General features: G+C 43.2%; 25 protein-coding genes. 12 read left to right on the top strand and 13 right to left on the bottom strand.

The features are described from left to right. The first annotated feature begins 37 nt into the window (after positions 1–37). The 3 genes from OCV30_RS11565 to OCV30_RS11555 all read left to right on the top strand — a co-directional run bounded on the left by OCV30_RS11565 (position 38) and on the right by OCV30_RS11555 (position 2,027). On the top strand, positions 38–277 hold the full coding sequence (locus OCV30_RS11565; RefSeq protein ID WP_012604576.1) for a sulfurtransferase TusA family protein: 240 nt from the start codon (positions 38–40) through the stop codon (positions 275–277). After that, positions 270–1,346 (top strand): AI-2E family transporter, encoded by a 1,077-nt coding sequence (locus tag OCV30_RS11560; protein ID WP_065679061.1) that lies wholly within the window; start codon positions 270–272, stop codon positions 1,344–1,346. The genes OCV30_RS11565 and OCV30_RS11560 overlap by 8 nt, the downstream gene beginning before the upstream one ends. Before the next feature lie 132 nt (positions 1,347–1,478). Continuing rightward, on the top strand, positions 1,479–2,027 hold the full coding sequence (locus tag OCV30_RS11555; RefSeq protein WP_141678289.1) for a hypothetical protein: 549 nt from the start codon (positions 1,479–1,481) through the stop codon (positions 2,025–2,027). A 283-nt stretch (positions 2,028–2,310) separates the two neighbouring features. Here the strand turns inward: OCV30_RS11555 and bcp are convergent, their stop codons facing one another. Both bcp and OCV30_RS11545 read right to left on the bottom strand, forming a co-directional pair. Next, positions 2,311–2,781, bottom strand: coding sequence for a thioredoxin-dependent thiol peroxidase (gene bcp, locus OCV30_RS11550; protein ID WP_065679059.1), 471 nt, complete (start codon positions 2,779–2,781; stop codon positions 2,311–2,313). 12 nt (positions 2,782–2,793) lie between these two features. After that, the gene (locus OCV30_RS11545) at positions 2,794–3,336 is read right to left on the bottom strand and encodes a glycine cleavage system transcriptional repressor (protein ID WP_009847377.1); all 543 of its coding nucleotides are present in this window, start codon (positions 3,334–3,336) and stop codon (positions 2,794–2,796) included. Positions 3,337–3,708: 372 nt separating this feature from the next. Here OCV30_RS11545 and dapA point away from each other — a divergent pair, with 372 nt between their 5' ends. Together dapA and bamC are read left to right on the top strand one after the other, a co-directional pair. After that, positions 3,709–4,587, top strand: a complete 879-nt coding sequence (gene dapA, locus OCV30_RS11540; protein WP_009847376.1) for a 4-hydroxy-tetrahydrodipicolinate synthase — start codon at positions 3,709–3,711, stop codon at positions 4,585–4,587. Positions 4,588–4,636: 49 nt separating this feature from the next. Beyond that, positions 4,637–5,683 (top strand): outer membrane protein assembly factor BamC, encoded by a 1,047-nt coding sequence (bamC, locus tag OCV30_RS11535; protein ID WP_065679058.1) that lies wholly within the window; start codon positions 4,637–4,639, stop codon positions 5,681–5,683. A 163-nt stretch (positions 5,684–5,846) separates the two neighbouring features. Here the strand turns inward: bamC and OCV30_RS11530 are convergent, their stop codons facing one another. The 4 genes from OCV30_RS11530 to OCV30_RS11515 all read right to left on the bottom strand — a co-directional run bounded on the left by OCV30_RS11530 (position 5,847) and on the right by OCV30_RS11515 (position 8,365). Next, positions 5,847–6,056, bottom strand: a complete 210-nt coding sequence (locus OCV30_RS11530) for a DUF2897 family protein (RefSeq protein ID WP_065679057.1) — start codon at positions 6,054–6,056, stop codon at positions 5,847–5,849. Between the two features lie 8 nt (positions 6,057–6,064). Then, positions 6,065–6,739, bottom strand: a complete 675-nt coding sequence (locus tag OCV30_RS11525) for a M15 family metallopeptidase (protein WP_065679056.1) — start codon at positions 6,737–6,739, stop codon at positions 6,065–6,067. 45 nt (positions 6,740–6,784) lie between these two features. Beyond that, positions 6,785–7,921 carry a succinyl-diaminopimelate desuccinylase gene (gene dapE, locus OCV30_RS11520; RefSeq protein ID WP_048616137.1) on the bottom strand — a complete coding sequence of 379 codons (1,137 nt, stop codon included), beginning with the start codon at positions 7,919–7,921 and terminating at the stop codon, positions 6,785–6,787. A gap of 96 nt (positions 7,922–8,017) precedes the next feature. Beyond that, on the bottom strand, positions 8,018–8,365 hold the full coding sequence (locus OCV30_RS11515) for an ArsC family reductase (RefSeq protein WP_012604570.1): 348 nt from the start codon (positions 8,363–8,365) through the stop codon (positions 8,018–8,020). A gap of 205 nt (positions 8,366–8,570) precedes the next feature. Between OCV30_RS11515 and OCV30_RS11510 the strand changes: the two genes are divergently transcribed. Beyond that, entirely contained in the window at positions 8,571–8,858 is a 288-nt protein-coding gene (locus OCV30_RS11510; RefSeq protein ID WP_004734273.1) for a winged helix-turn-helix domain-containing protein, read from the top strand. 77 nt (positions 8,859–8,935) lie between these two features. Here the strand turns inward: OCV30_RS11510 and OCV30_RS11505 are convergent, their stop codons facing one another. Continuing rightward, positions 8,936–9,268 carry a DUF4156 domain-containing protein gene (locus tag OCV30_RS11505; RefSeq protein WP_017096840.1) on the bottom strand — a complete coding sequence of 111 codons (333 nt, stop codon included), beginning with the start codon at positions 9,266–9,268 and terminating at the stop codon, positions 8,936–8,938. 12 nt (positions 9,269–9,280) lie between these two features. Further along, on the bottom strand, positions 9,281–9,625 hold the full coding sequence (locus OCV30_RS11500) for a DUF2956 domain-containing protein (RefSeq protein WP_012604567.1): 345 nt from the start codon (positions 9,623–9,625) through the stop codon (positions 9,281–9,283). 109 nt (positions 9,626–9,734) lie between these two features. On the opposite strand from OCV30_RS11500, the gene OCV30_RS11495 reads away from it, so the two are divergent. The 4 genes from OCV30_RS11495 (at position 9,735) to OCV30_RS11480 (ending at position 13,903) form a co-directional block, all read left to right on the top strand. Continuing rightward, entirely contained in the window at positions 9,735–10,196 is a 462-nt protein-coding gene (locus tag OCV30_RS11495) for a DUF2919 domain-containing protein (RefSeq protein WP_065679055.1), read from the top strand. Between the two features lie 65 nt (positions 10,197–10,261). Then, on the top strand, positions 10,262–11,185 hold the full coding sequence (locus OCV30_RS11490; protein ID WP_065679054.1) for a Dyp-type peroxidase: 924 nt from the start codon (positions 10,262–10,264) through the stop codon (positions 11,183–11,185). 120 nt (positions 11,186–11,305) lie between these two features. Further along, positions 11,306–12,439 (top strand): flagellin, encoded by a 1,134-nt coding sequence (locus OCV30_RS11485; RefSeq protein WP_017096843.1) that lies wholly within the window; start codon positions 11,306–11,308, stop codon positions 12,437–12,439. A gap of 297 nt (positions 12,440–12,736) precedes the next feature. Next, the gene (locus OCV30_RS11480; protein ID WP_065679053.1) at positions 12,737–13,903 is read left to right on the top strand and encodes a flagellin; all 1,167 of its coding nucleotides are present in this window, start codon (positions 12,737–12,739) and stop codon (positions 13,901–13,903) included. A gap of 742 nt (positions 13,904–14,645) precedes the next feature. On the opposite strand, the gene crr is transcribed toward OCV30_RS11480, so the two are convergent. The 5 genes from crr to cysZ all read right to left on the bottom strand — a co-directional run bounded on the left by crr (position 14,646) and on the right by cysZ (position 19,664). Beyond that, the gene (gene crr, locus OCV30_RS11475; RefSeq protein WP_009847364.1) at positions 14,646–15,155 is read right to left on the bottom strand and encodes a PTS glucose transporter subunit IIA; all 510 of its coding nucleotides are present in this window, start codon (positions 15,153–15,155) and stop codon (positions 14,646–14,648) included. Positions 15,156–15,261: 106 nt separating this feature from the next. Beyond that, positions 15,262–16,986: a phosphoenolpyruvate-protein phosphotransferase PtsI gene (gene ptsI / locus OCV30_RS11470; protein ID WP_065679052.1), complete on the bottom strand. Its 1,725-nt coding sequence runs from the start codon at positions 16,984–16,986 to the stop codon at positions 15,262–15,264. 153 nt (positions 16,987–17,139) lie between these two features. Continuing rightward, positions 17,140–17,397 (bottom strand): HPr family phosphocarrier protein, encoded by a 258-nt coding sequence (locus OCV30_RS11465; RefSeq protein WP_004734263.1) that lies wholly within the window; start codon positions 17,395–17,397, stop codon positions 17,140–17,142. A gap of 303 nt (positions 17,398–17,700) precedes the next feature. Further along, positions 17,701–18,669, bottom strand: coding sequence for a cysteine synthase A (gene cysK / locus OCV30_RS11460; protein WP_012604562.1), 969 nt, complete (start codon positions 18,667–18,669; stop codon positions 17,701–17,703). A 236-nt stretch (positions 18,670–18,905) separates the two neighbouring features. Continuing rightward, a complete protein-coding gene (gene cysZ, locus OCV30_RS11455; RefSeq protein WP_012604561.1) occupies positions 18,906–19,664 on the bottom strand; it encodes a sulfate transporter CysZ in 759 nt (252 codons plus the stop codon). Positions 19,665–19,893: 229 nt separating this feature from the next. On the opposite strand from cysZ, the gene zipA reads away from it, so the two are divergent. Beyond that, complete coding sequence (gene zipA / locus OCV30_RS11450) at positions 19,894–21,030, top strand: cell division protein ZipA (RefSeq protein WP_065679051.1); 1,137 nt, start codon at positions 19,894–19,896, stop codon at positions 21,028–21,030. A 92-nt stretch (positions 21,031–21,122) separates the two neighbouring features. Continuing rightward, entirely contained in the window at positions 21,123–23,135 is a 2,013-nt protein-coding gene (gene ligA / locus OCV30_RS11445) for an NAD-dependent DNA ligase LigA (RefSeq protein ID WP_065679050.1), read from the top strand. Positions 23,136–23,234: the final 99 nt, after the last annotated feature.

The raw sequence follows: 23,234 nt of genomic DNA, 5'->3' as shown, positions 1-23,234 counted from the left end.
TACAATACGACCCTTATAATAAGCATCGAGCTCAAGAATGACACCTAATATTCTAGATTTACGCCAAGAGCGCTGTCCAATGGCACTATTATTAGCCAAGCGTCACAGTGTAAAGTTAGAAGTAGGGCAATCATTGTCAATTTATGTCTCTGATAACAGCTCGATGAAAGATATTGTTACTTTTTTGTCTAAGCAAGCCTATGACGTCATCGTAGAGGTTTGCTCTAATTACCATCATCTCCTCGTCACTAAAAAGGAATTGCAGTCAAATGCTTGAAATGGTCAATCGTTGGTATAAACGACGTTTCTCTGATCCCCATGCTGTCAGCTTGGTTGCCATCATTCTCTTCGGCTTTATAACGATCTACTTCTTTGGTCACCTTATTGCCCCACTTTTGGTGGCTATTGTTTTGGCTTATCTGCTTGAGTGGCCGGTTACTCAACTTCAAAGACTCGGTGTTCCAAGAACCCCATCAGTGATGTTGGTGATTTTAATGTTCTTTAGCCTGATGTTACTGGCGCTGTTTGGTCTAGTACCAACGATTTGGGAACAGGTAGGTAACCTTATCAATGATATTCCAAGCATGTATGGTGGCTTACAGAAGTTCATCGCAACCATTCCTGAGCGTTACCCTGAACTAGCAAACCTGCAGATCGTTGAATCGATTGTGTCTAATGCGAAAAACAAAGCATTAGGCTTTGGCGAAAGCGTTGTGAAGGGCTCTTTAGCTTCTCTTGTTAGTTTGGCGACGCTTGCGGTTTACCTGATTCTTGTACCGCTGCTGATTTTCTTCCTTTTGAAAGACAAAGAAGAGATGATCAGTATGGCTAGTGGTGTTCTGCCTAAGAACCGTCGTCTAGCGACCAAGGTTTGGGTTGAGATGAACCAACAAATTTCAAACTACATTCGCGGTAAGGTGCTTGAGATTTTGATCGTCGGCGGTGTCAGCTACGTAACCTTTGCGATTCTGGATTTACGTTATTCAGCACTGCTGGCTGTCGCGGTTGGTTTCTCGGTATTGATTCCTTACATCGGTGCGGCGGCTGTGACCGTTCCAGTCGCGATTGTTGGCCTGTTCCAGTGGGGCTTAGAACCTCAGTTTTATTGGTTGCTTCTCGCTTACGGTATTATCCAAGCGTTAGATGGTAACGTGCTCGTTCCTGTTCTGTTCTCTGAAGCAGTGAACCTACACCCAGTAGCGATTATTGTAGCGGTGTTGGTGTTTGGCGGACTGTGGGGGTTCTGGGGAGTGTTCTTTGCTATCCCTCTAGCCACGTTGGTGAAAGCGGTTTGGAATGCCTTACCGAGCCATGCTCTAGATGATGACCCTGAACATCAACAGTAACGGAATAACTTATAAATGTTAGTTTTTTTATTAGCACTATTTATTTCGTCACAAGTTTTCGCTGATGGAGATATAAGCTGGGTCAACGCTCAGAACAAGTATTCATGTGCGAAGGAGTTAGAGAACTGCTTCATGGATGATTTTACTTCAGAAGAAGACTCTAAGGTTGTTGATGGGATATTTTTATACTTGGATAATATCGATTATCTAAGTCATTATTATAGCAAAACTAAGTTCCTCGAGAGGTTAGCAGTTATCTCTAAAAAAAACGAGAACTATGCTTTTTTGATCGAAGCAAGTATTTATTACCATGGGGACGGTTTTGTTCAAGATTTAGATAAATCAATAGATATTATTGAGTCAAGTCCTTTTTATAGTGAAAATGATCCTGACCAGATGATTATCCTTGGCAAGAGTTATTATTGGAAGTTTACAAAATCAAAAGAACCGCCTTTAGATTGGCATATAAAAGCCAAAAAATATCTTAAAAAATCTTATAAATTGGATGAAAACTATGCGTCAAGAGAGCTAGCCTTTATCCTAATCGAAGATGAAAATTCAGAAGATTTAGAATTGGCAGGAGATCTCTTTAGAAGGTTTGCTGAAACTGGCGACGAAGATGATGTATATACCTATGAATTGTATATTCAAAGCATGAAGCAATTAAAAGACAACCAATAATTTCTTTCTTACCTGATTCAATGTTTGTTTTGATGTAGAAAGACATTTGCTAGGCTTAGGAATAAAAACTTTGAGTTGCCAATAGCATATTTATTTCTTCAACATGATTTTTCAATATCAAGTTCTATATTGGTCTGGAGAGTATAGTCGCGCTTGTCATATTGATGAAATATTAAAAAGGCCGAATATCCATGATATTCGGCCTTTTTGTATTTGGATTAGTCCATTGTGAACTTAGATCATCTAGGTATGAAATTAGGTCATCAACTCACTAGAAACAACATTAAGCTTCTGGGTTGAAGTAATCTAAAACCACTTCGTGGTGAGTCTTTGTTTTGAACTTGTTGAAGACATGTTCAATCTGACCTTCTTCATCAATTAGAAAGCTAATACGGTGCAGACCATCGTACACTTTACCCATACAGGACTTCTCGCCCCAAACACCAAACTGTTCAGCAACACTGTGGTCTTCATCAGATAGAAGTGTGAAGTTCAGAGATTTCTTCGCAACGAAATTTGGTAGGCGTTTAACTGGGTCAACACTCACACCTAAAACAACCACATTCAGATCATCAAGCTGTGCTTTGATATCACGCAGGCCTTCTGCTTGCACAATACAACCTGGAGTCATTGCTTTAGGGTAAAAATAGAAAAGGACTTTTTTACCTTTGAAGTCACCAAGAGATACGATATTGCCATCTTGATCTGGAAGAGAAAAAGCAGGTGCTGGAACACCAGCCGTTAGCGTATTCATGATATTTCCTTTTTAAAAACTGTTTTTGATAAAGTTGAGCGAGCCTTGTACGGATAGGCTCTGACACAGCGCGTCGAATTCTTCTTGTAGCTGCATCAAATTACATTCTGATTGCACAGAAGCGGTAATAGAGATATGGAATTGGTCGTTGTCGAGCTGAACCTTCGACTTATTGATGGTTCGCGCACTTAACGAATCGAGGCCGATGTTTCGGTCTGCGAAGAACTGGGTAAACTGCTCGGTAAGGCCGATTTTATCGTCTGACTCAACGAACACCTCTACTGTGTAAGAGTTCTCAATAACATCATGAGTTGAGGTTCGCTTCATAATCGTAATCAAGTCGTGCTCTTGTCCAAGCAAGGGCAGGGTGGTTTCAACGCGGGTGATGTTGTTTGCCTTTCCAGACAGTAGCATGATAAGCGTAAATTCTTCGCCAAATTGAGCGATACGGCTATCAATAATGTTACAGCCTGATTGGGTGACTAAATGAACCACTTGGTTGCATACACCTGGGCGATCTGTGCCCACAGCTGTGATTACTAGATGTTGAGTCATAAAATCACGTCTCTTATATTCCATTGATTCATGCATGTTAGCACAGTTAGCTAGAGGAATAAGTGTGTGCTTGGGGCTTTTATGAGGCACTTTGCTTCAAATATGTAACAAGTAATAGGAATATTTAGAGTGTTCAAAATTCAAAGAGTGGTGTGAGAGCATTGCTTACTTGTTACTGACATCGAGTGCTGAGCTATTCGCTAGATTGAGTGTAGGTTACCCAAATTCTAGGTCGAACGCGGTTATAAGTCGTTTTACCTCAAACATACGACAATATTTACTGCAGATGTTGCTGGTAAGCCACTTTAATGTCTTGTGTTTATTGATTGGCTTACAGTAACATGCAAAAAGAATAAATTAAGGGAGATAGACATGTTTTCAGGAAGTATCGTTGCGCTAGTTACACCATTTAATACAGATGGTGAAGTGGATTTCGACAGCCTTAAAAAGTTAGTTGATCACCATGTTGCAGCAGGTAGTGATGGTCTGGTTGCGGTTGGCACAACTGGTGAGTCTTCAACACTCACTATTGAAGAGCATGTCAAAGTCGTCAATAAGGTCGTTGAATTTGCTGATGGCCGTATTCCTGTTATTGCTGGTACGGGTGCAAACGCAACTCACGAATCTGTACTTTTCAGCCGTTTGCTCAATGGTTCTGGTATTGCTGGTTGCCTGAGTGTAACACCGTACTACAACAAACCGACTCAAGAAGGTTTGTACCAACATTACAAAGCAATTGCTGAAGTCAGTGACGTTCCACAGATCCTTTACAATGTACCTGGTCGCACTGCGGTAGACTTGTTGCCAGAAACGGTTGCTCGTCTTGCCGAGATCGAAAACATCGTTGCACTTAAAGATGCGACTGGTGATCTCGAAAGAATTGCAATTCACCGTGAACTTTGTGGCGAAGACTTTATCTTACTAAGTGGTGATGACTTAACTGGTCTTGAATTTGTTAAGCGTGGTGGCGATGGCGTGATCTCTGTAACGAACAATGTTGCAGCTGCTGATATGGCGACTATGTTCAAGCTAGCGAAGGAAGGCAAGTTTGAGGAAGCTGAAGCGATCAATGAGCGTTTGATGCCTCTACATAAGAATTTGTTCGTTGAGTCTAACCCTATTCCCGTAAAATGGGCGGTTCACAAAATGGGTCTGATTGCTGAAGGTGGCTTACGTCTACCACTGACTGAACTGTCAAAACCAGCTCAACCTGTTGTTGCTCAAGCAATGACTGAAGCGTGCATTTACTAAAAACGTATAAAGCAATGCCGAAGCGAACCTTCGGCATTTAGGAGTATAAATGAAGTATTCTCACCAGCTAGTGATCGGTTCACTGGCTGTTTTCGTTCTTACAGCATGTTCTGGCAGCCCGACTCAACGTCGCCAAGCCAAAGATGATTTTGAATACTTAGAAACACCTGAGTTTTCACAATGGCAATTGCCTGAAGATGCTCAGCCTCAGTTTTACCCAAACTTTGATATCCCAAACGGTGAATTCAGTGGTGGTACCGGTCGTCAAGTGGATATTCGTCCTCCTCAACAGGTTCTTGAACTGATCCCAGGTGCTCGTACTGAGCGTCAAAATGGTGAAGTGACGTTATGGCTCCTTCGTGCTGAAGAGGCTGACCGAGTATGGCAAACGGCTGTAGATATGCTGACCCAGCGTAATATCGGCATTCGTGAACAGTCAGAAAATGACATTGAGACTGATTGGGTTACGTGGGTTTCTGAAGATGAAGAAGTCGAGATTGGTAGCCGCTACTCTATCTCTCGTTTCCAAGCGAACAATCGCCATGGCTTCAAGATTAATCTGATTGATTGGCGTGAAGGTTCTGAAGAGAAACCAGTATCGGCAACCAATAAAGAGCGTTACAACGCGTTCTTAACGAATCTAGTGATGGCTAAATACGATGCCAACCTTCGTGCTGAAGCTGCGTTGAAAGCGCAAGAGTTGGTGAAACGTATTCCTATCTCAATGGGTTCGGACCGCAGTGGTTTCCCTGTGATCATTGCTCGTACGCCATATAACGTATTGTGGCAACGTCTACCTACCTTGCTACCGACGATGGGCTTCGAACTTGAAGAGCGTAATCAGTCTCAAGGTACAGTGAAAGCTAAGTATGCAGCGCCAGATGATGAATTCTGGGAAGAGATTGGCCTACAGCCTATTGACTTAGCGCCAGGTACTTACACCTTCTTATTTGGTGATCTTGGCAACCGTACATCGATTAACGTAACGGATGCAACAGGTAAGCCTGTAGAAGAAGAGCTACTTAAGTCAATGGTACCGGTATTGGCACACGTTGCAGACCAAACCAAAGACAAGAAAGAAGCAAAATCTGAATAAGCCCTGAGCAAATTTAGAAGAAAAAAAGAGGACATACAATGTCCTCTTTTTTATGTTTGTTAGTCAGTGTTTTATGTGCCTGTTGTCAATTTATTTTGTCATTTCGCTAACAAGGAGTCACTCGCGCCTGATTTGTTGGGGCTAGCGCATCAAGGGCGTTAGGCTAAGTATTTTTGGTGTCAGTAGACTCATCTTTTTGAGCTTTCTCTTGGTTCTGTTTATCCAATTGATTGAGCTTGTCTAAGTCTTTTTCTGTTTTGTTACGACCTGTCAGATCCATATTAGCGGTCTGTTTGAGCGCAGCAATATTACCCACCACAACGCTAACCACGATGATGATGATAACCCAAGGGTTTGTAAGCCACTCTAACATAAGCGCTCCTAATGACTGATATTCGCCACGAAGCGCGCATAGATCTCGTCTAGCTGCTCCGCAATAATTTCATACCCTAATATTGGCTTAGATTGGAGTTGCTTGCCAAGTAAAGTGGGAGATAACTGTGATAAACACAACTGTGAAACTTTACGGTGGCTTATATGCCAAGGTTCTATCGCCACACCACCAAGGTCTTGGCTGTAAGGAAAGAAGAATCCAAACTGAGATGCGTTGGCAGACAGCCATTGGTAAAACACTTGCTGGTGGCCAGTGAGGTATTCCCATGGTTCCAGTTGTAGCTGAGTCCCCTCAGGTAAGTGATTACGAGCAAAGACATCAAAGTCACAACCCCAATGGTGACGACTCGCTCCGGGAAGCGCAGACCACCTAAGAATCGCCGACAACTTTTGATGTTCACTGAGTGTTGAAGCATCCAGTGGTTGGCTTTCTGAGTCTAATATCTGTGCTTCACCAGAAAACTTGCGGTTCCAAATCAGAGATTGCCTTTCATAGTCGCGAAAGCCACTGGCAATCTCCATTTTGAAACCCGCGAGTTGAGCAGCTTCAATCAAATTGTTTAGGTCATCTTTGACCTCACTGTGAACCAAGAAGGTTTTGCTGCCAATGAGGCTAGGTTCTAGATGAGAATCTGATTGTCCGGTTAGCTGCTCTGGTGTCATAACGTGTCTCACAATAATTAGATGCTATGAATCGCCGATGAAAGACTATTTAGCGAACAGGTTCACTAATGTTCTTTCGTACATGTCAGTTAGCTTCTCTAAATCCGCCACTTTCACGCATTCGTTAACCTTGTGAATGGTAGCGTTCACAGGGCCTAGTTCTACCACTTGCCCTTTCATGCGAGCAATAAAGCGACCGTCAGATGTACCACCTGTGGTAAGCAGTGCAGGCTTAACATCATTTACATGACCGACGGCATCGACAATAGCATCAAGCAATGAGCCTGCGTCTGTTAAGAACGGGTCGCCATTGAAGGTCCATTTCAGATCGTATTCGAAGTCGTACTTATCGAGCGTCGTTGTGATTCGCTCAACGATGATGTCGTTGCTTAACTCTGTGCTAAAACGCAGGTTAAACTGAACATTAAACTCACCAGGAATCACGTTTGAAGCACCCGTACCTGCGCTTACATTTGGGATTTGGAAACTGGTTGGTGGGAAGTAATCATTACCTTTGTCCCACTCAGTCGTTGCTAACTCGTTGATTGCAAGCAGCGAGCTGTGTACCGGGTTGTTCGCAAGGTGAGGGTAGGCAACATGACCTTGTGTACCTTTAATCGTTAGGTCGCCAGTGATAGAGCCACGACGGCCATTCTTCACAACATCACCCACGAACTCAGTGCTCGATGGTTCACCAACGATACACATATCGATGTTTTCACCGCGCGCCATCAGAGCTTCAACAACACGTACTGTACCGTTGATGAAAGGGCCTTCTTCATCTGAAGTGATCAAGAAACCGATTGAGCCTGTGTGGTCTGGGTGTTTGGCAATGAATTGCTCGACAGCAACAATCATTGAAGCCAGAGAACCTTTCATATCTGCCGCGCCGCGACCGTGCAGGAAACCATCTACGATAGTCGGTTCAAATGGCTTAGTGTTCCACTGCTCAATTGGGCCAGCAGGCACTACATCAGTGTGACCAGCAAAAGCAAATAGGGGGGCTTCGGTACCACGGCGAGCCCAGAAGTTCGTCGTATCTTCAAATACCATCACTTCGATTTCGAAACCTAGCGCTTTTAAGCGTTCAATCATCAGGTCTTGGCAGCCTGCATCTTCTGGTGTTACCGATTGACGGCTGATTAGGTCTTTTGCCAGAGCCAAAGTTGGGCTGTCTGTCATCCTTGAGTTCCTTGTTTAAATTAAACGTCTAGTCATTAATTTCAGGCGTTGAACAGGGGAAGTTCAACGCTTTGTTATCTGTTCTAATACAGCTGATTACGCAAAAATAGCAGCGTATTGATCAGCTTTGAAGCCAATATGAAGCTTGCCATCGACTTTCAAGATAGGGCGCTTGATCATTGCTGGTTGTTCAACAAGCAGAATTACGGCTTTTTCTTCCGTTAATGTGTCTTTTTGCTCTTGAGAAAGTTGGCGATAAGTCGTACCACGTTTGTTTAGCACAAGCTCCCACCCAAGCTCTGAACAGAAGCTTGTTACTAACTCTTCAGTGATGCCTTGTTTGCGATAATCGTGAAATTCGAACTCGATACCTTCAGCTTCTAGCCATTTTTTTGCTTTTTTGATGGTGTCGCAATTCGGAATGCCAAACATAGTGATAGTCATTATTCTTCCTTTGGGTGATTTTATTTCGTTGTTATGAGTTGAATCCTATCAGGAAGCGGCAATTCAGACAAAATAGAGTGAGGAATATTTCATAGAGTGAAAAAAAACAGTAAGAAAATGTCACTATTGGAGACTTATTGATCAGCCTCAACATGTTGTCAGCAAAAAAAGAAATAATTGAGTTGCACATATATAGGAGGTGTCAATGGAGTTGAGTCCTGTTTTTGCAAGGCGGCTATATTTAGCATTGTTAGTGGAAAGCCTTGATAGGCCAAATGTGCCTAAACTCATCGAAAAAACGGGGTGGCCTCGTCGTACTATTCAAGATGTACTCAAGGCGTTACCGGGGATCGGTATTGAACTTATGTTTGTTCAAGATGGGCGACGTCATAATGATGGCTATTACCAATTATCCGACTGGGGGCCATTTGACAGTCAATGGGTTATCCAGCGTAAAGGCGATATAGCAACAAGCCTTGGATTTAGTGCATAAGCCAGCGAAAGCTGGCTTTCTTCTTTCTTCTTTCTTCTTTCTTCTTTCTTCTCCTTACCGATTACCGATAAGTCGAATTAGCGACACCGATAAGCGGTGCCCAACATGGTTACGGAAGTCGCAAAATCTTGGGGAAGTGTGAAAATTACGGTGTCCGCACCTAATCCAATAGCATTGGACTTTAGCTCATTCATTGCGCCTTGAATTAGAGTGTCGTTCGGGTAAAACAGGTAACTATACCAGTGACCTTCGCTGCCGGTGACTTCCCCTTTATATTCGCACTCGTTGATATCAATCAGTCCGTGGTAATCCATTTGTACTTGGTCAGATTCGCTATGTGGGACTGTTGTCGGTGTCGTGCACCCGACTAATATGCCTGTCATAGCTAAAGCGACTAATTCCTTTTTCATACATTTATCCTGCTATTTCATCAAATAAATCGCGAAACCTACCCAGCTTGCGATCAATAGTAACCACGGCAATTTGTTGGCGTGATTTGATGTTGTTTCAACAATTGTGTCTACATTGTTCTCTTCGTCTAGATTAGTTTGTTGAGTTTGCTTCTCTTTCTGTACGCGTTTTCTTGCTTTATCGGCTTGGCGGCTGCGTTCTTTTTGCTGTTTCTTATAAAGTGCGATGCCTTTTTCGATACCTTGAGCAATTAATTTTGTTTGTTCTTTGGTTTGAGCTGGCTTTTGCGTCGCTTTGGCTATCTTCAGTGCTTCTTGTTGAGATTCAACAGACGGTGTATTAGTTTTCTTTTTCATACTGAGTTCGACAATTAAAACGGATTAACCAATAAGATAACGCAAACCTAGTTAAGTATGAATGATTTGCGTTAAAGTGTTGGTTTGAAAACAAGTGAAAGTGAGAGTTGTGCGGTACTCCATAGAACAATACGATAAACACGGCTTTTTGAAAGCCCCAATCTTATTATGGTTAGGTTGGCTGTTTCTTGCGAAAGCTTTGGTCGTTTTCATTGTTGCGGGCGCAAGCCGAGAGTCGGGAACGGATATTCTTGAGACCATCTATCCAGACCACCAGATGTTTTATGTCGGGATTGCGTTGAGTGTCCCTAGTTTGTTATTGATGTGGTTGTTTGGACTAAGATCTCCAGATAGAAAGCGCCTTAACAAAGTCGTGTCATGGGGGCGTTGGGTTACCATGATAGCTATCTTGGCACAGGGCTCCCACACAATTTATCTAATCTATTTGGATAACGGATGGTTCCGTTGGTCAAATGCTATCACCCTATTATTGCTCCTCTGGTTAGCGCTTTATTTAACCAATAGCCATGCCGCTAGGGATTGCTTTAAAGTGGTTGAGCACGAAGACTGATTCTCATCAAAACATTTGTACCATTCACAATTATACTTAGAAGCTAAAACTGGAAGGAATAATCTATGCTTAATGTTTCAAATGAGCAGCCTAACGTTCAAAGTGCTATTTTGCCTGAAGCTGGGCCTTTCGCTCTTTACGTTCAACTTAAAGTGAACGCTAATACTGCTAATGTACTAGCAGAAATTCAAAAGCTTCCGACTCTAATCGACGAGCTAAACCAAACTCAACCTGATGCGAACCTAACGGCGTCGGTAGCGTTCTCAAAAGCTTTTTGGGATAAGTTTGAGCAAGCTGCTCCCTCTGATCTAATTGATTTTCCTACGCTTGGTGAAGGTGATATCACAGCACCGAGCACACTGTCTGATGTTCTGATTCACTGTCATTCAAACCGACATGACCTACACTTCTTCATCCTACGTAAATTGCTATCTGAAGTAGCTGCGGACGTGGAAGTGGTTGATGAAACTTACGGTTACCGTTTCCTAGACTCACGTGACATGACTGATTTCGTTGATGGCACTGAAAACCCGAAAGATGCACAGCGCGCTGAAGTGGCGATTGTGCCTGAAGGTGAATTCGCGGGTGGTAGCTACGTAATGGTGCAACGTTTTGTGCATAACCTACCTGCTTGGAACCGATTAAACGTATCGGCACAAGAGAAAGTGGTTGGCCGTACTAAGCCAGATTCGATCGAGCTAGATGATGTTCCAGCGGCGTCTCACGTTGGCCGTGTGGATATCAAAGAAGAAGGCAAGGGTCTTAAAATCGTTCGTCATAGCCTGCCTTACGGCACAGCAACGGGCGATCACGGCTTACTGTTCATTGCTTACTGTAACGTTCGTCATAATTTTGATGCGATGTTAGAGAGTATGTACGGCGAAACAGATGGCAAAACAGACCAACTGCTTCGCTTTACTAAAGCCGTTACTGGCGCTTACTACTTTGCTCCTTCAGCTGAGATGTTGAGTGTACTAACGATTAAGTAAGTCGTCTCAAATAGAATAAACAAAGGGAGCCTCATGGCTCCTTTTTTTTAAAGTTTTATATAAATAGGTCGATACAAGAGCAATCGTAAGTTTTATTCATCTTTTTGTAAGTGAAGGTCTATGGCTATAACTGTTAATACGAATGTTTCAGCATTAGTGGCTCAGAGGAATCTCTCTAATGCCAATAACATGCTGAACCAATCTTTGGAGCGCTTGGCTTCAGGGAGTCGTATTAATAGTGCAAAGGACGATGCTGCTGGCTTACAAATCTCCAATCGATTAGAAGCACAGATGAGCGGCATCGATGTTGCGGTTCGAAATGCTAACGACGGTATCTCCATTATGCAGACAGCAGAAGGGGCGATGAATGAAACCACCAATATCATGCAACGCATGCGAGACCTGTCACTGCAAGCGACTAATGGTTCGAATAGCCAATCGGAAAGGACGGCTATTCAAGAAGAAGTAACCGCCTTAAATGATGAGTTGAACCGAATTGCGGAAACCACTTCATTTGGTGGGAAAAAGCTCCTTAACGGCAGTTTTGGTAGCTCGTCATTTCAAATCGGTGGTAGCTCTGGTGAGGCGGTGCAGATAGGTTTGAAAAACATGCGCACCGATGATATCAACATGGGCGGCTTTAGCTATGTTGCCAATGGCATGGCAAGTGACTCGTGGGAAGTTAAATCCAACCAGACAGATATGACGATGGCGTTTACCGATCGTTTTGGTCAGCCTCAAGAGATCAACATTAATGCCAAGGCGGGCGATGACATTGAAGAGCTAGCGACTTATATCAATGGTCAAACGGATCTGGTTTCGGCTTCCGTCAATGATGAAGGGCAGCTTCAGATCTACATGTCAGGCGAAGACACGGCAGGCACGATCTCTTTCTCAGGCTCGTTAGCCAGTGAGCTTTCGATGTCGGCGGGTTATTACGAGTCAGTCGATGATATTAATGTCACTGATGTTGGTGGAGCACAGCGCGCCGTGTCTATTTTGGATACAGCGATGAAGTATGTTGATAGTCACCGTTCTGAACTCGGGGCGATGCAAAACCGCTTTGATCATGCGATTAATAACCTTGAAAATGTTCATGAGAACTTGGGGGCATCAAACAGTCGAATCAAAGATACAGACTACGCCAAAGAAACCACTCAAATGCTCAAACAACAAATACTGCAGCAAGTCAGTACCACTATTTTAGCTCAAGCTAAGCAAGCGCCGAACTTAGCTTTAACGCTGCTAGGCTAATAAATTAGGTCAATTCTTATAAAGGTATTCTCGGTTAACTAAAGTCCTTTGGTTAATTAAAATACAATATTTCCCCCGGCTGACTTTTCGACAACTTTAGCCTTTTTCTCATCTTTTTTTGATAATTTCACTGCCAGTCACGCTTTCTTATCCTTTCTCGCTATTTCTTTAATTTTGTTGCTTTTTTTCTAAAGGTTTCAGCATTCACGCCGTTATTAAAAGTAACTTAGAGATAACTACTTGGTTTTCCGAGACGTCGGAAGCCGCTATACCGGAAAATCAATTGGAGAAATCACCATGGCAGTGAATGTAAATACCAACGTATCAGCAATGACAGCACAACGTTACCTAAACAGTGCAAACAGCGCTCAACAAACATCAATGGAACGTCTATCTTCAGGTTCTAAAATCAACAGCGCAAAAGATGACGCTGCTGGCCTACAAATCTCGAACCGTTTGAACGTTCAGAGCCGCGGTCTTGATGTTGCTGTACGTAACGCGAACGATGGTATCTCTATCGCTCAAACAGCAGAAGGTGCGATGAATGAAACATCAAACATTCTACAACGTATGCGTGATTTGTCTTTGCAATCAACAAACGGTTCAAATACTAAATCTGACCGTGTAGCAATCCAAGAAGAAGTAACGGCGCTTAATGATGAATTAAATCGTATCGCTGAAACAACCTCTTTTGGTGGCAACAAGCTGCTTAACGGTACTCACGGTACTAAGTCATTCCAAATTGGTGCAGACAATGGTGAGGCAGTAATGCTTCAACTGAAAGACATGCGTTCTGATAACGACCAAATGGGCGGCAGCAGCTACCAATTTACAGAAGCTAAAGGTAAAGATTGGGGCGTGAAAGCTGGTGCGAATGACTTAACCATGTCATTAAAAGACAGCTTCGGTGACCAACGAGAAATCAACATCTCTGCTAAAGCTGGCGATGATATTGAAGAGCTAGCGACTTACATTAACGGTCAACAAGACCTAGTAAAAGCATCAATTGATGAAGAAGGTAAACTGCAAATCTTCGCTGGCAACAATAAAGTTGATGGAGAAATTGCATTTTCTGGTGCTTTATCAGATGAATTAGGCATGCAAGCAGGTGCGAAACCTGAGGACCCAAAAACTCTAGAGGGTAAGCAAGTAACGGTTGATACTATCGACGTAACGTCTGTTGGTGGCGCTCAAGAATCTGTAGCTGTTATCGATGCGGCACTTAAATATGTAGATAGCCACCGTGCTGAACTGGGTGCTTTCCAAAACCGTTTCGACCACGCAATTAACAACTTAGACAACATCAACGAGAACGTTAATGCATCTAAGAGCCGTATCAAAGATACCGATTTCGCGAAAGAAACGACTAACATGACTAAGTCTCAGATTCTTTCACAGGCTTCAAGTTCAATTCTTGCGCAAGCGAAACAAGCTCCAAACTCAGCACTTAGCCTACTAGGCTAATCGGTTGAAAGGCCACGTTGACTTTAAGCGTTGTTGATCACAAGCGTCAACGTTAGGCTTCCACAAATTAGCTCGTGGTGAGAGATGAGCGCTAAACAAACCCAGCTTCGGCTGGGTTTTTTATTGCCTGTTATTTAGCGAAGGTGAATTTGGAAAAGTGCCGTAATGCTGAAAGTAGCAAAAGCGCGATTCCCTATCACGCTCGTCCCTCGCTGTAGGGAATAACGGGACCGGGAAATGATACTTCCATCATCTATTGCATTGAAGCAGCCTTTCGTCATTCCAGAACCGAGCAGAGCGAGGTATCAGGAATCTGCTTTTGGTCGAGGCTTGATTCGGATTAGACATTAGGCTCTTGTTGTGGTCGAAAGATAATAAACTAGATAGCGCTAACTGCCTTTCACATAGGTGAATAACCAGGAATAAGTAATGTGGTCAACATTCGTCATCTCTAAATCGAGCTGAGCGAGATATCAGAGATCTGTTGTCTACCTGAAGTCATACCGCATGATCTAACATGCAGGTTCAGCGCCTAGGATGGCGTTTAACTTGGTTTAATAACAAAGTAGGGCGGTTAGTTGGCAATTAAGGATTGGTATTGCTGTGGCTTATTGAGGGGCTGTCTACAATGAGGTGAAGAGCGGCAGTCAGAACCGTCGGTTAAGGAACTCGACAAATATAGCAGGCACAAAAAACGCTACCCTTAGGTAGCGTTTTAATTAAAGCAGATAAGTAATCGGGATTACTTAGTTACTTTAAGAACTGGAGTTTCGCCAACAGTTACAGAACCAGAAAGCTTGTTTAGCTCCTTGATTTCGTCCATGTTAGAGATAACAACTGGAGTAAGCGTAGATTTTGCTTTCTCTTCTAGAAGCGCAAGGTCGAAAGTGATGATTGTGTCACCAGCTTTAACAGATTGACCTTCTTCAGCAACACGAGTGAAGCCTTCGCCTTTAAGTTCAACAGTATCGATACCGAAGTGAACGAAAAGCTCAATACCGTCGTCAGACTCGATAGAGAATGCGTGGTTAGTTTCGAAGATTTTACCGATAGTACCGTTAACTGGAGCTACCATTTTATCGCCAGCTGGTTTGATAGCAATGCCATCACCAACGATTTTTTCAGCGAAAACTACATCTGGCACGTCTTCGATGTTTACGATTTCACCAGAAAGAGGTGCGATGATTTCGATTGCACCAGCATCAGCGCTGTCATCAGATACAAGCTTTTTCAGTTTGTCAAACAGACCCATTGTGTCATGCTCCTAACGTTTAGTTTTATTCTGTAGAATATACTATACCAATCTAACAAATTAGACGACTATTTTTAGCCGTCTAACTTCATTAAGCTCTTGGTGATTACTGAGTTTTCTCAGCGATGAACTTTTCTACACAAGCTTCAATTTCTGCAGCTGTAGGTAGAGATAGTGCTTCGTCAGCCATAGCTTTAACTTCAGCGAAGTTAGAGTTACGGATTACTTTCTTAACTTTAGGGATAGAGATACCGCTCATAGAGAACTCATCTAGACCCATACCAAGAAGAAGTAGAGTTGCACGCTCATCACCTGCTAGTTCGCCACACATACCTGTCCATTTACCTTCTTTGTGAGAAGCATCGATTACTTGCTTGATAACAAGAAGAACCGCTGGAGATAGTGGGTTGTATAGGTGAGAAATCATTTCGTTACCACGGTCTACCGCAAGTGTATATTGCGTTAGGTCGTTAGTACCGATAGAGAAGAAAGATACTTCTTTCGCTAGGTGGTGTGCGATTGCAGCGGCTGCTGGAGTCTCAACCATTACGCCGATTTCGATTTCTTCATCGAAAGCTAGGCCTTCAACGCGAAGTTCAACTTTGTACTCTTCGATTGCTTTTTTCAGTTCACGGATCTCTTCAACAGAAATGATCATTGGGAACATGATGCGTAGTTTACCGTGTGCAGATGCACGTAGGATACCACGTAGTTGGTCACGTAGAATTTCACGACGATCCAAGCTGATACGTACTGCACGCCAGCCTAGGAAAGGGTTCATCTCTTGTGGAAGGTCCATGTATGGTAGGTCTTTATCGCCACCGATATCCATAGTACGGATAATCACTGACTCGCCTTCCATTGCTTCCGCTACTTCTTTGTAAGCAACGTATTGCTCTTCTTCAGTAGGAAGTGCAGTACGGTCCATGAATAGGAATTCAGTACGGTACAGACCAACGCCTTCACCGCCGTTACGCAGAATACCGTCACAGTCTTTTACTGTACCGATGTTGCCACAAACTTCTACACGGTGACCGTCTAGAGTTTCAGCATGTAAATCTTTTAGTTTTGCTAGTTCAACTGCTTCTGCTTCGAAATCAGATTTGATTTTCTTAGCTTCTGCTAATTCAGCGTCAGAAGGGTTGATGATGATCTTGTTGTTCATCGCGTCTAGCACAAGCATGTCGCCGTTTTTAACTTGCTTAGTGATATCGTTAGTACCAACGATAGCTGGAAGCTCAAGTGAACGTGCCATGATTGAAGTATGAGATGTACGACCGCCGATGTCACAAGCAAAACCAAGAACGTAGTCTAGGTTGATTTGTGCCGTTTCAGATGGCGTTAAATCGTAAGCAACTAGGATAACTTCTTCATTGATATCTGCTAGAGATACAATGTTGATGCCTAGTGCATTTTTAACGAAGCGAGTACCGATATCACGGATATCAGTCGCACGTTCTTTTAGGTACTCATCATCAAGCGACTCAAGTGCAACAGCTTGCTCTTCGATCACTGTGTAGATCGCGTTGTCTGCGTGCATTTTGTCTTTCTTGATGAGTGCTAAAATCTCTTCTTCTAGCTCTTCATCTTCAAGCAGCATGATGTGGCCTTCAAAGATTGCTTCTTTTTCTTCGCCAAAAGTTTCAAGTGCTTTTTGCTTTACAACTTCAAGTTGTTGAGAAGATTTGTTACGAGCGTCAAAAAAACGCTGAACTTCTGCTTCAACTTGATCGTCTGAGATAGATTGAGTGTTTAGGACAATTTCATCTTCTTGAAGTAGTAGTGCTTTACCGAAAGCAATACCAGGAGATGCTAGGATGCCTGAAATCATAGCCTTACCTTAGTTGTTCAACTGTAAACGGGAGAATGTGTGACTTTAAGTCGTCGACTAATGTCGCGCTTATTGCTATCTATTTCGAATTGCTATCTATTTCGAACAAAGCCACTTTGCTGTGCAAAATGGCTTTGAAAGAAGGAGACCGTATTAGTGTAGTTGATCCATAAGAGCAACTAGGTGGTCTACAGCTTGCTGAGCTTGAGGGCCTTCAGCTGAAATAGTAACGTTAGTACCTTTTACTAGGCCTAAAGTTTGTAGTTTGAACAGGCTTTTCGCGCTAGCGCTTTTGCCGTTAGAAGTCACTGTGATGTCAGCGTCGAAAGATTTTGCTTCTTTAACAAACTGTGCAGCTGGACGAGTGTGAAGACCGTTTTCTGCTGTGATTTCTACTTGCTTCTCGTACATTTTATATACCCCAATTAATTTATTTTTTGTAAGTTTGTAACCAGATTTAGCTTAACTGCTTTAGCTCAAATGCGCTAGAGGCTAGTACGCCATGTTCGTGTTAGAACTTAGACTGGTTATAAATTTTTATCCAGCCATGGTCGTCTTTTGTTGAGTACTCATGACTTTCAGAATTTGTTTATTGCTTCTTTTATTTTGAAGCGAAAAATAAAACAGACCCGATATTACCAAAGGTGAGGCAGGGATCAACAAAAAAGCCCCTAAATGGGGCTTTTTTGGACGAAAAATTGATTTGACCACATATTATTGTTGGTTCTCTTTTTCCGTAAAGATACCAGCAAATAGGGCCGTACTAAGGTAACGTTCGCCCGAGCTTGGTAGTACAGTAACGATAGTTTTCCCTGCAAATTCAGGCAGTTCCGAAATTCTGTTTGCTGCTACTACTGCTGCACCAGATGAGATGCCCGCTAGGATACCTTCTTCTTTCATTAGGCGTTGAGCCATCTCAATAGCTTCTTCAGAAGTTACCGACTCTACACGGTCAATAATGTCTAAATCTAGGTTGCCAGGAATGAAACCTGCGCCAATACCTTGGATTTTGTGTGGTGCTGGTTTGATTTCTTCACCTGCAAGTGCCTGTGCAATCACTGGAGATTCTGCTGGTTCAACAGCTACAGAAGTGATGGCTTTGCCTTTTTCACCTTTAATGTAACGACTTGTTCCAGTGATAGTGCCACCTGTACCTACACCGGCTACAAACACATCGATCTCACCATCTGTTGCTTCCCAAATTTCAGGGCCAGTTGTCTGCTCGTGAATTTGTGGGTTCGCTGGGTTGTTGAATTGTTGCAGTAGTAGATACTTGTCTGGGTCTGAAGCAACAATCTCTTCAGCTTTAGCAATCGCGCCGTTCATACCTTTTGGTGCTTCAGTTAGCACTAGGTTTGCGCCAAGAGCTTTAAGCAGCTTACGACGTTCTAGGCTCATTGATTCAGGCATTGTTAGTGTTAGCTTGTAACCGCGCGCTGCAGCAACAAATGCAAGAGCAACACCTGTATTACCACTGGTAGGCTCAACAAGCTCGATACCTGGCTTAAGCGTACCTGCTTTTTCTGCTTCCCAGATCATGTTTGAACCGATACGACACTTAACGCTGAAGCTTGGGTTACGAGCTTCGATCTTAGCTAGGACGTTACCTTTGCTTACTTTGTTTAGGCGGACTAGAGGTGTGTTACCAATCGTTAGGGTGTTGTCTTCGTAGATCTTGCTCATGCGATATTCCTTCATTTAATGACAGAACTAAACGTAGTATATCTACCAATTTACCGTCTAGTGTCTTTCGATGTTTGTTTAGCTTGAATTTAGATTAAACAAGTTGAAAAAAAGGTAAAAGGATTAAAAAGTTATATCATATAGAGATGTCGCAGGATTCACGCCTATCTTTATTGAAATCAGAACTTCAAAAAGATAGGCGTTGTTAGAGCAGGCTGTAGAACTATAGGCGATAGCTATAGACGAGAGCGTAGGGCTTGGTCTTTAAACTCTGCAACCCACATTGCAGTAGCGCCGCAGACGGCAACTGGCATCACAATCAGGTTTAAAACTGGAATGGTAGTAAACACGGAAACAAGTGCGCCGAAGCTGTAGCTCTTACCTTGCTTTTGTTTCAAATTATTTCTCATGTCATCGAACTTGATTTTATGGTTGTCGAATGGGTAGTCAGCGTACTGAATAGCTAACATCCATGCAGTGAAAATGAACCATAAAAACGGTGCAACAGTTTGTCCTAGCGCTGGAATTAACAAAAGTAGGAACAAACCGATCGCTTTTGGCAGGATATAGACAAGCTTGCGCCATTCTCTTGCTAAAATACGAGGGGTGTCTTTAAGTACATCCAGTAAACCATCATCATTGACTTTTTTACCACTCAGCAGTTCTTCGACTTTTTCCGCGAGTAATCCGTTGAAAGGCGCGGCAATAAAGTTAGCGAGTGTACTGAAGAAATACGAAAACGTGGCCAAAACGGTTAACACAAGTAGTGGCCATAGGATATATGACAACCACGACAAGAAACTTGGCAATGCACCAATCCAGCCTTCAATCCAAGTGTTTAAGTTGGAGAAAATATAAAATAAAGCACCGCCCACAAGTAACACGTTAGCGATAAGAGGAAGCAGTACAAACTTACGGATACTCGGCGATAAGGCAATTTTAATTCCGAAAATAAAATAGCCAAAGCCAGAGCGAGGAACAGATTCAATAGTCATATTTAAATTGGGTCACATGTGAATTTGGTTAAATAGCAAACATCTCTAGTGTACTCGACCGAAATTAAGAAAAAAAGCGTGGTGAAAATCACACCAAGTAATGAACTAATTGTATTAAGTGGTTCAAAAACAGTGGCTACTTTTGATAGAGTAGTGAGATTAGCCAAATTAACCTAACTTAGTGACAGCGTTTTTATAGCTAGTTGACTAAGAAAGCTGAGAGCGAAAAATGCAGGAATTGCGATTTGTACTCATTATTGTTGGCGCATTAGCTATCGCCGCATTATTGTTCCATGGTCTATGGACGAGTAAGAAAGAAGGGAAAGCAAAGTTTGGAGATAAGCCGCTTGGTAAGCTTGATAATGACAGCTTAGATGAAGCTGAAACGATCCCAAACCGTTCATTCGCTCCTGAGGATGATTTTGAGATAATCCGAAAAGAGCGTAAAGAACCGGATTTTGCTGTCTCACCGTCTGCAACTGATCCGCTGATTGACTCAGACCCATTGTCAGCGCCACAGCAAAAAGAAGCTCACGAAGACGAAATAGAATTGAATGATCTTCCTTCTTTCAGTGTTGAAGACCCGATCGAAGTTAAAGGTGAGCTTGAACAGGTTGAGGAAGAGAAGGTTGTTGAACCTGAAGTTCCTAACTTTGAATTGACTGACGAGCAAAAACAAAATCACGCAGGCTTTAAAGAGCAGTACGGTTCGTTTGAAGAAGCCTCTGATGCGGTCGCTGATCCACTACTTTCTAGCGAAGGCTTAACGCCAAGCGAACCATTTATTGGGAAAGAAGTGGTTGCTGCACAAAGTGTTACTTCGGTTGAAGAAACTAAGTTAGATAAAGATGCTAACTTAGCTGGGGAAGCTCAGTTGGGTAACGAAGTTAATTTAGCTGACGAAAGTAAGTTAGATGAAAAAGCTCACTCAAATGAAGATCTTGGCCTTGAAGTCATTGTTCTTAATGTCCACTGTGCTGGGGAGATCCCGTTTGTGGGTACTGAACTTTTCCGTAGCATGGAGAACAACGGCCTAGCTTATGGTGAAATGTCGATTTATCACTGCTTTGCACAAGCGAGCGATGAGCCAAAAGTTATTTTCAGCGTAGCAAATATGATGCAGCCAGGAACACTAGAACATGACGACCCTGCTGACTTTACCACCAAAGGTATTTCGTTCTTTATGACGCTGCCTTGTTATGGTCAAGCTGATCAAAACTTCAATTTGATGCTGAGTGCTGCACAGAAAATTGCCGACGATATGGGCGGAAACGTATTGGATGAGTCACGTAACTTAATGACGCCAAACCGTTTGTCTGACTACCGCAAGCAAATCCGAGACTTTATGACGGCAGCTAACGCCTAGCCGTATTGTTTAGCCTTGTAAATAATCTATATTTATAGAAAAGGGCTCCTAAGGGAGCCCTTTTTGATATTTCAATCACGACAGAGAATGATATGAAAGAATCGATTCAAGTTACCTTAGAGCAGTTAAGAGAAACTCTGCACTATCATGCCGTTCGTTATTACGTAGAAGATAGCCCTGAGATCCCTGATGTCGAGTACGATCGATTGATGCAACAACTGCTAAAGATCGAAGAAGAGAACCCAGAACTTGTGACGGTAGATTCGCCGAGTCAGCGTGTCGGCGGTCAGCCTCTAGACGGCTTCACTCAAGTGACCCATGAGATCCCGATGCTTTCTTTAGATAATGCTTTCTCTGATGACGATTTAGATGCGTTCAATAAGCGCATGTCTGATCGAGCGCCAACAGCGAACCTAAAGATCTTCTGTTGTGAACCTAAGCTTGATGGTTTGGCGGTGAGCCTACTCTATGTAAAAGGCACCTTAGTACAGGCAGCGACGCGTGGTGATGGTGCGACTGGCGAAAATATTACCGAAAACGTGCGTACCATCAGCTCGATTCCGCTTAAGTTACAAGGTGAAGGCTGGCCAGAACGTATTGAAGTCCGTGGCGAAGTGTTTATGCCAAAAGCGGGCTTCGACAAATTGAATGAGATGGCATTGAAGAAGGGTGAGAAGGTCTTTGTGAATCCACGTAATGCCGCCGCAGGTAGCTTACGTCAGCTTGATTCTCGTATTACAGCAAAACGCCCCTTGGCTTTCTACGCATACAGTGTCGGTGTTGTACAAGGCGCTGAGCTTTCAAATAGCCACTATCAACGATTCCTGCAGCTGAAAGCTTGGGGCTTGCCTATGTGCCCAGAGACAAAGCAGCTAAGTTCTCTTGAAGATGTAAAAGCCTATTACCAAGATATCATGACTCGTCGTGACACCTTGGCTTATGAAATTGATGGGGTGGTGATTAAGGTTGATGACATTGCCGCACAAGAAACTCTAGGTTTTGTTGCACGTGCACCTCGCTGGGCTATTGCTTATAAGTTCCCAGCTCAAGAAGAAATTACTCTGCTCAATGATGTTGAGTTTCAGGTTGGTCGTACAGGCGCTATTACGCCGGTTGCTAAGCTTGAACCTATTTTTGTTGGCGGCGTGACGGTGAGTAATGCAACCCTGCACAACGCTGATGAGATCGCTCGTTTAGGTGTGAAGGTCGGAGATAGCGTGATTATCCGCCGCGCTGGTGACGTCATTCCACAAATTGTAGCTGTTGTACAAGATCGTCGTCCTGAGACGGCTAAAGACATTGTGTTCCCGGACGCCTGCCCTGTATGTAATTCTGCAGTGGAGCGCGTAGAGGGCGAAGCTGTAGCGCGTTGTACTGGCGGTTTAGTGTGTCAGGCGCAGCGTAAAGAGGCACTTAAGCACTTTGTGTCTAGAAAGGCGCTGGATGTCGATGGCCTTGGCGTAAAGGTGATAGAACAGCTTGTGGATCGCGAAATGGTCGAAACGCCAGCGGACCTGTTCAAGCTGAGCGCGGGCGTGATTACTGTTCTTGATCGTATGGGACCTAAATCGGCACAGAATGTAGTGAGTGCACTTAACAAAGCGAAAGATACGACATTGGCGCGCTTCCTTTATTCTTTAGGAATTCGAGAAGTAGGTGAAGCGACGGCTATGAACTTAGCTCAGCACTTTAAAACGCTAGAGTTGGTTCAAGCTGCAACTCATGAGCAGTTGGTTGAAGTGTCCGATATTGGTGACATCGTAGCAAGTCACCTCACGAGCTTCTTCTCACAAGAGAAAAATAGAGCAGTAGTCGACCAACTCATCGATCTTGGAGTTAACTGGCCTGCAATTGAAGCTGTTGCGGATGATCAAGAGCTACCGTTAGAAGGCAAAGTAGTTGTGTTGACTGGCTCACTTTCTAAATTAGGTCGCAGCGAAGCGAAAGCTGCTTTGCAAGCTTTAGGTGCAAAAGTAACCGGTAGCGTGTCTAAGAAAACGGATATCTTATTTGCTGGTGAAGCCGCTGGTTCTAAACTGACTAAAGCACAAGATTTAGGTATCGAAATAAGAACAGAAGAAGATCTAATAGCCCTTATTTCGTAAGTAAATACAGATAAAAAAAGCTCAAAGGCACTCCTTTCAAGGGAGTGCCTTTTTCGTTTCTGATATAAAAGTAATCACTTTTTAATTGTTGAGAAATTT

The organism is Vibrio atlanticus (genome assembly GCF_024347315.1).
In the GTDB taxonomy this organism is placed as follows: domain Bacteria; phylum Pseudomonadota; class Gammaproteobacteria; order Enterobacterales; family Vibrionaceae; genus Vibrio; species Vibrio atlanticus.
Note: the sequence above shows the minus strand (reverse complement) of the source record. Positions and strands in the feature narration are given on the sequence as shown.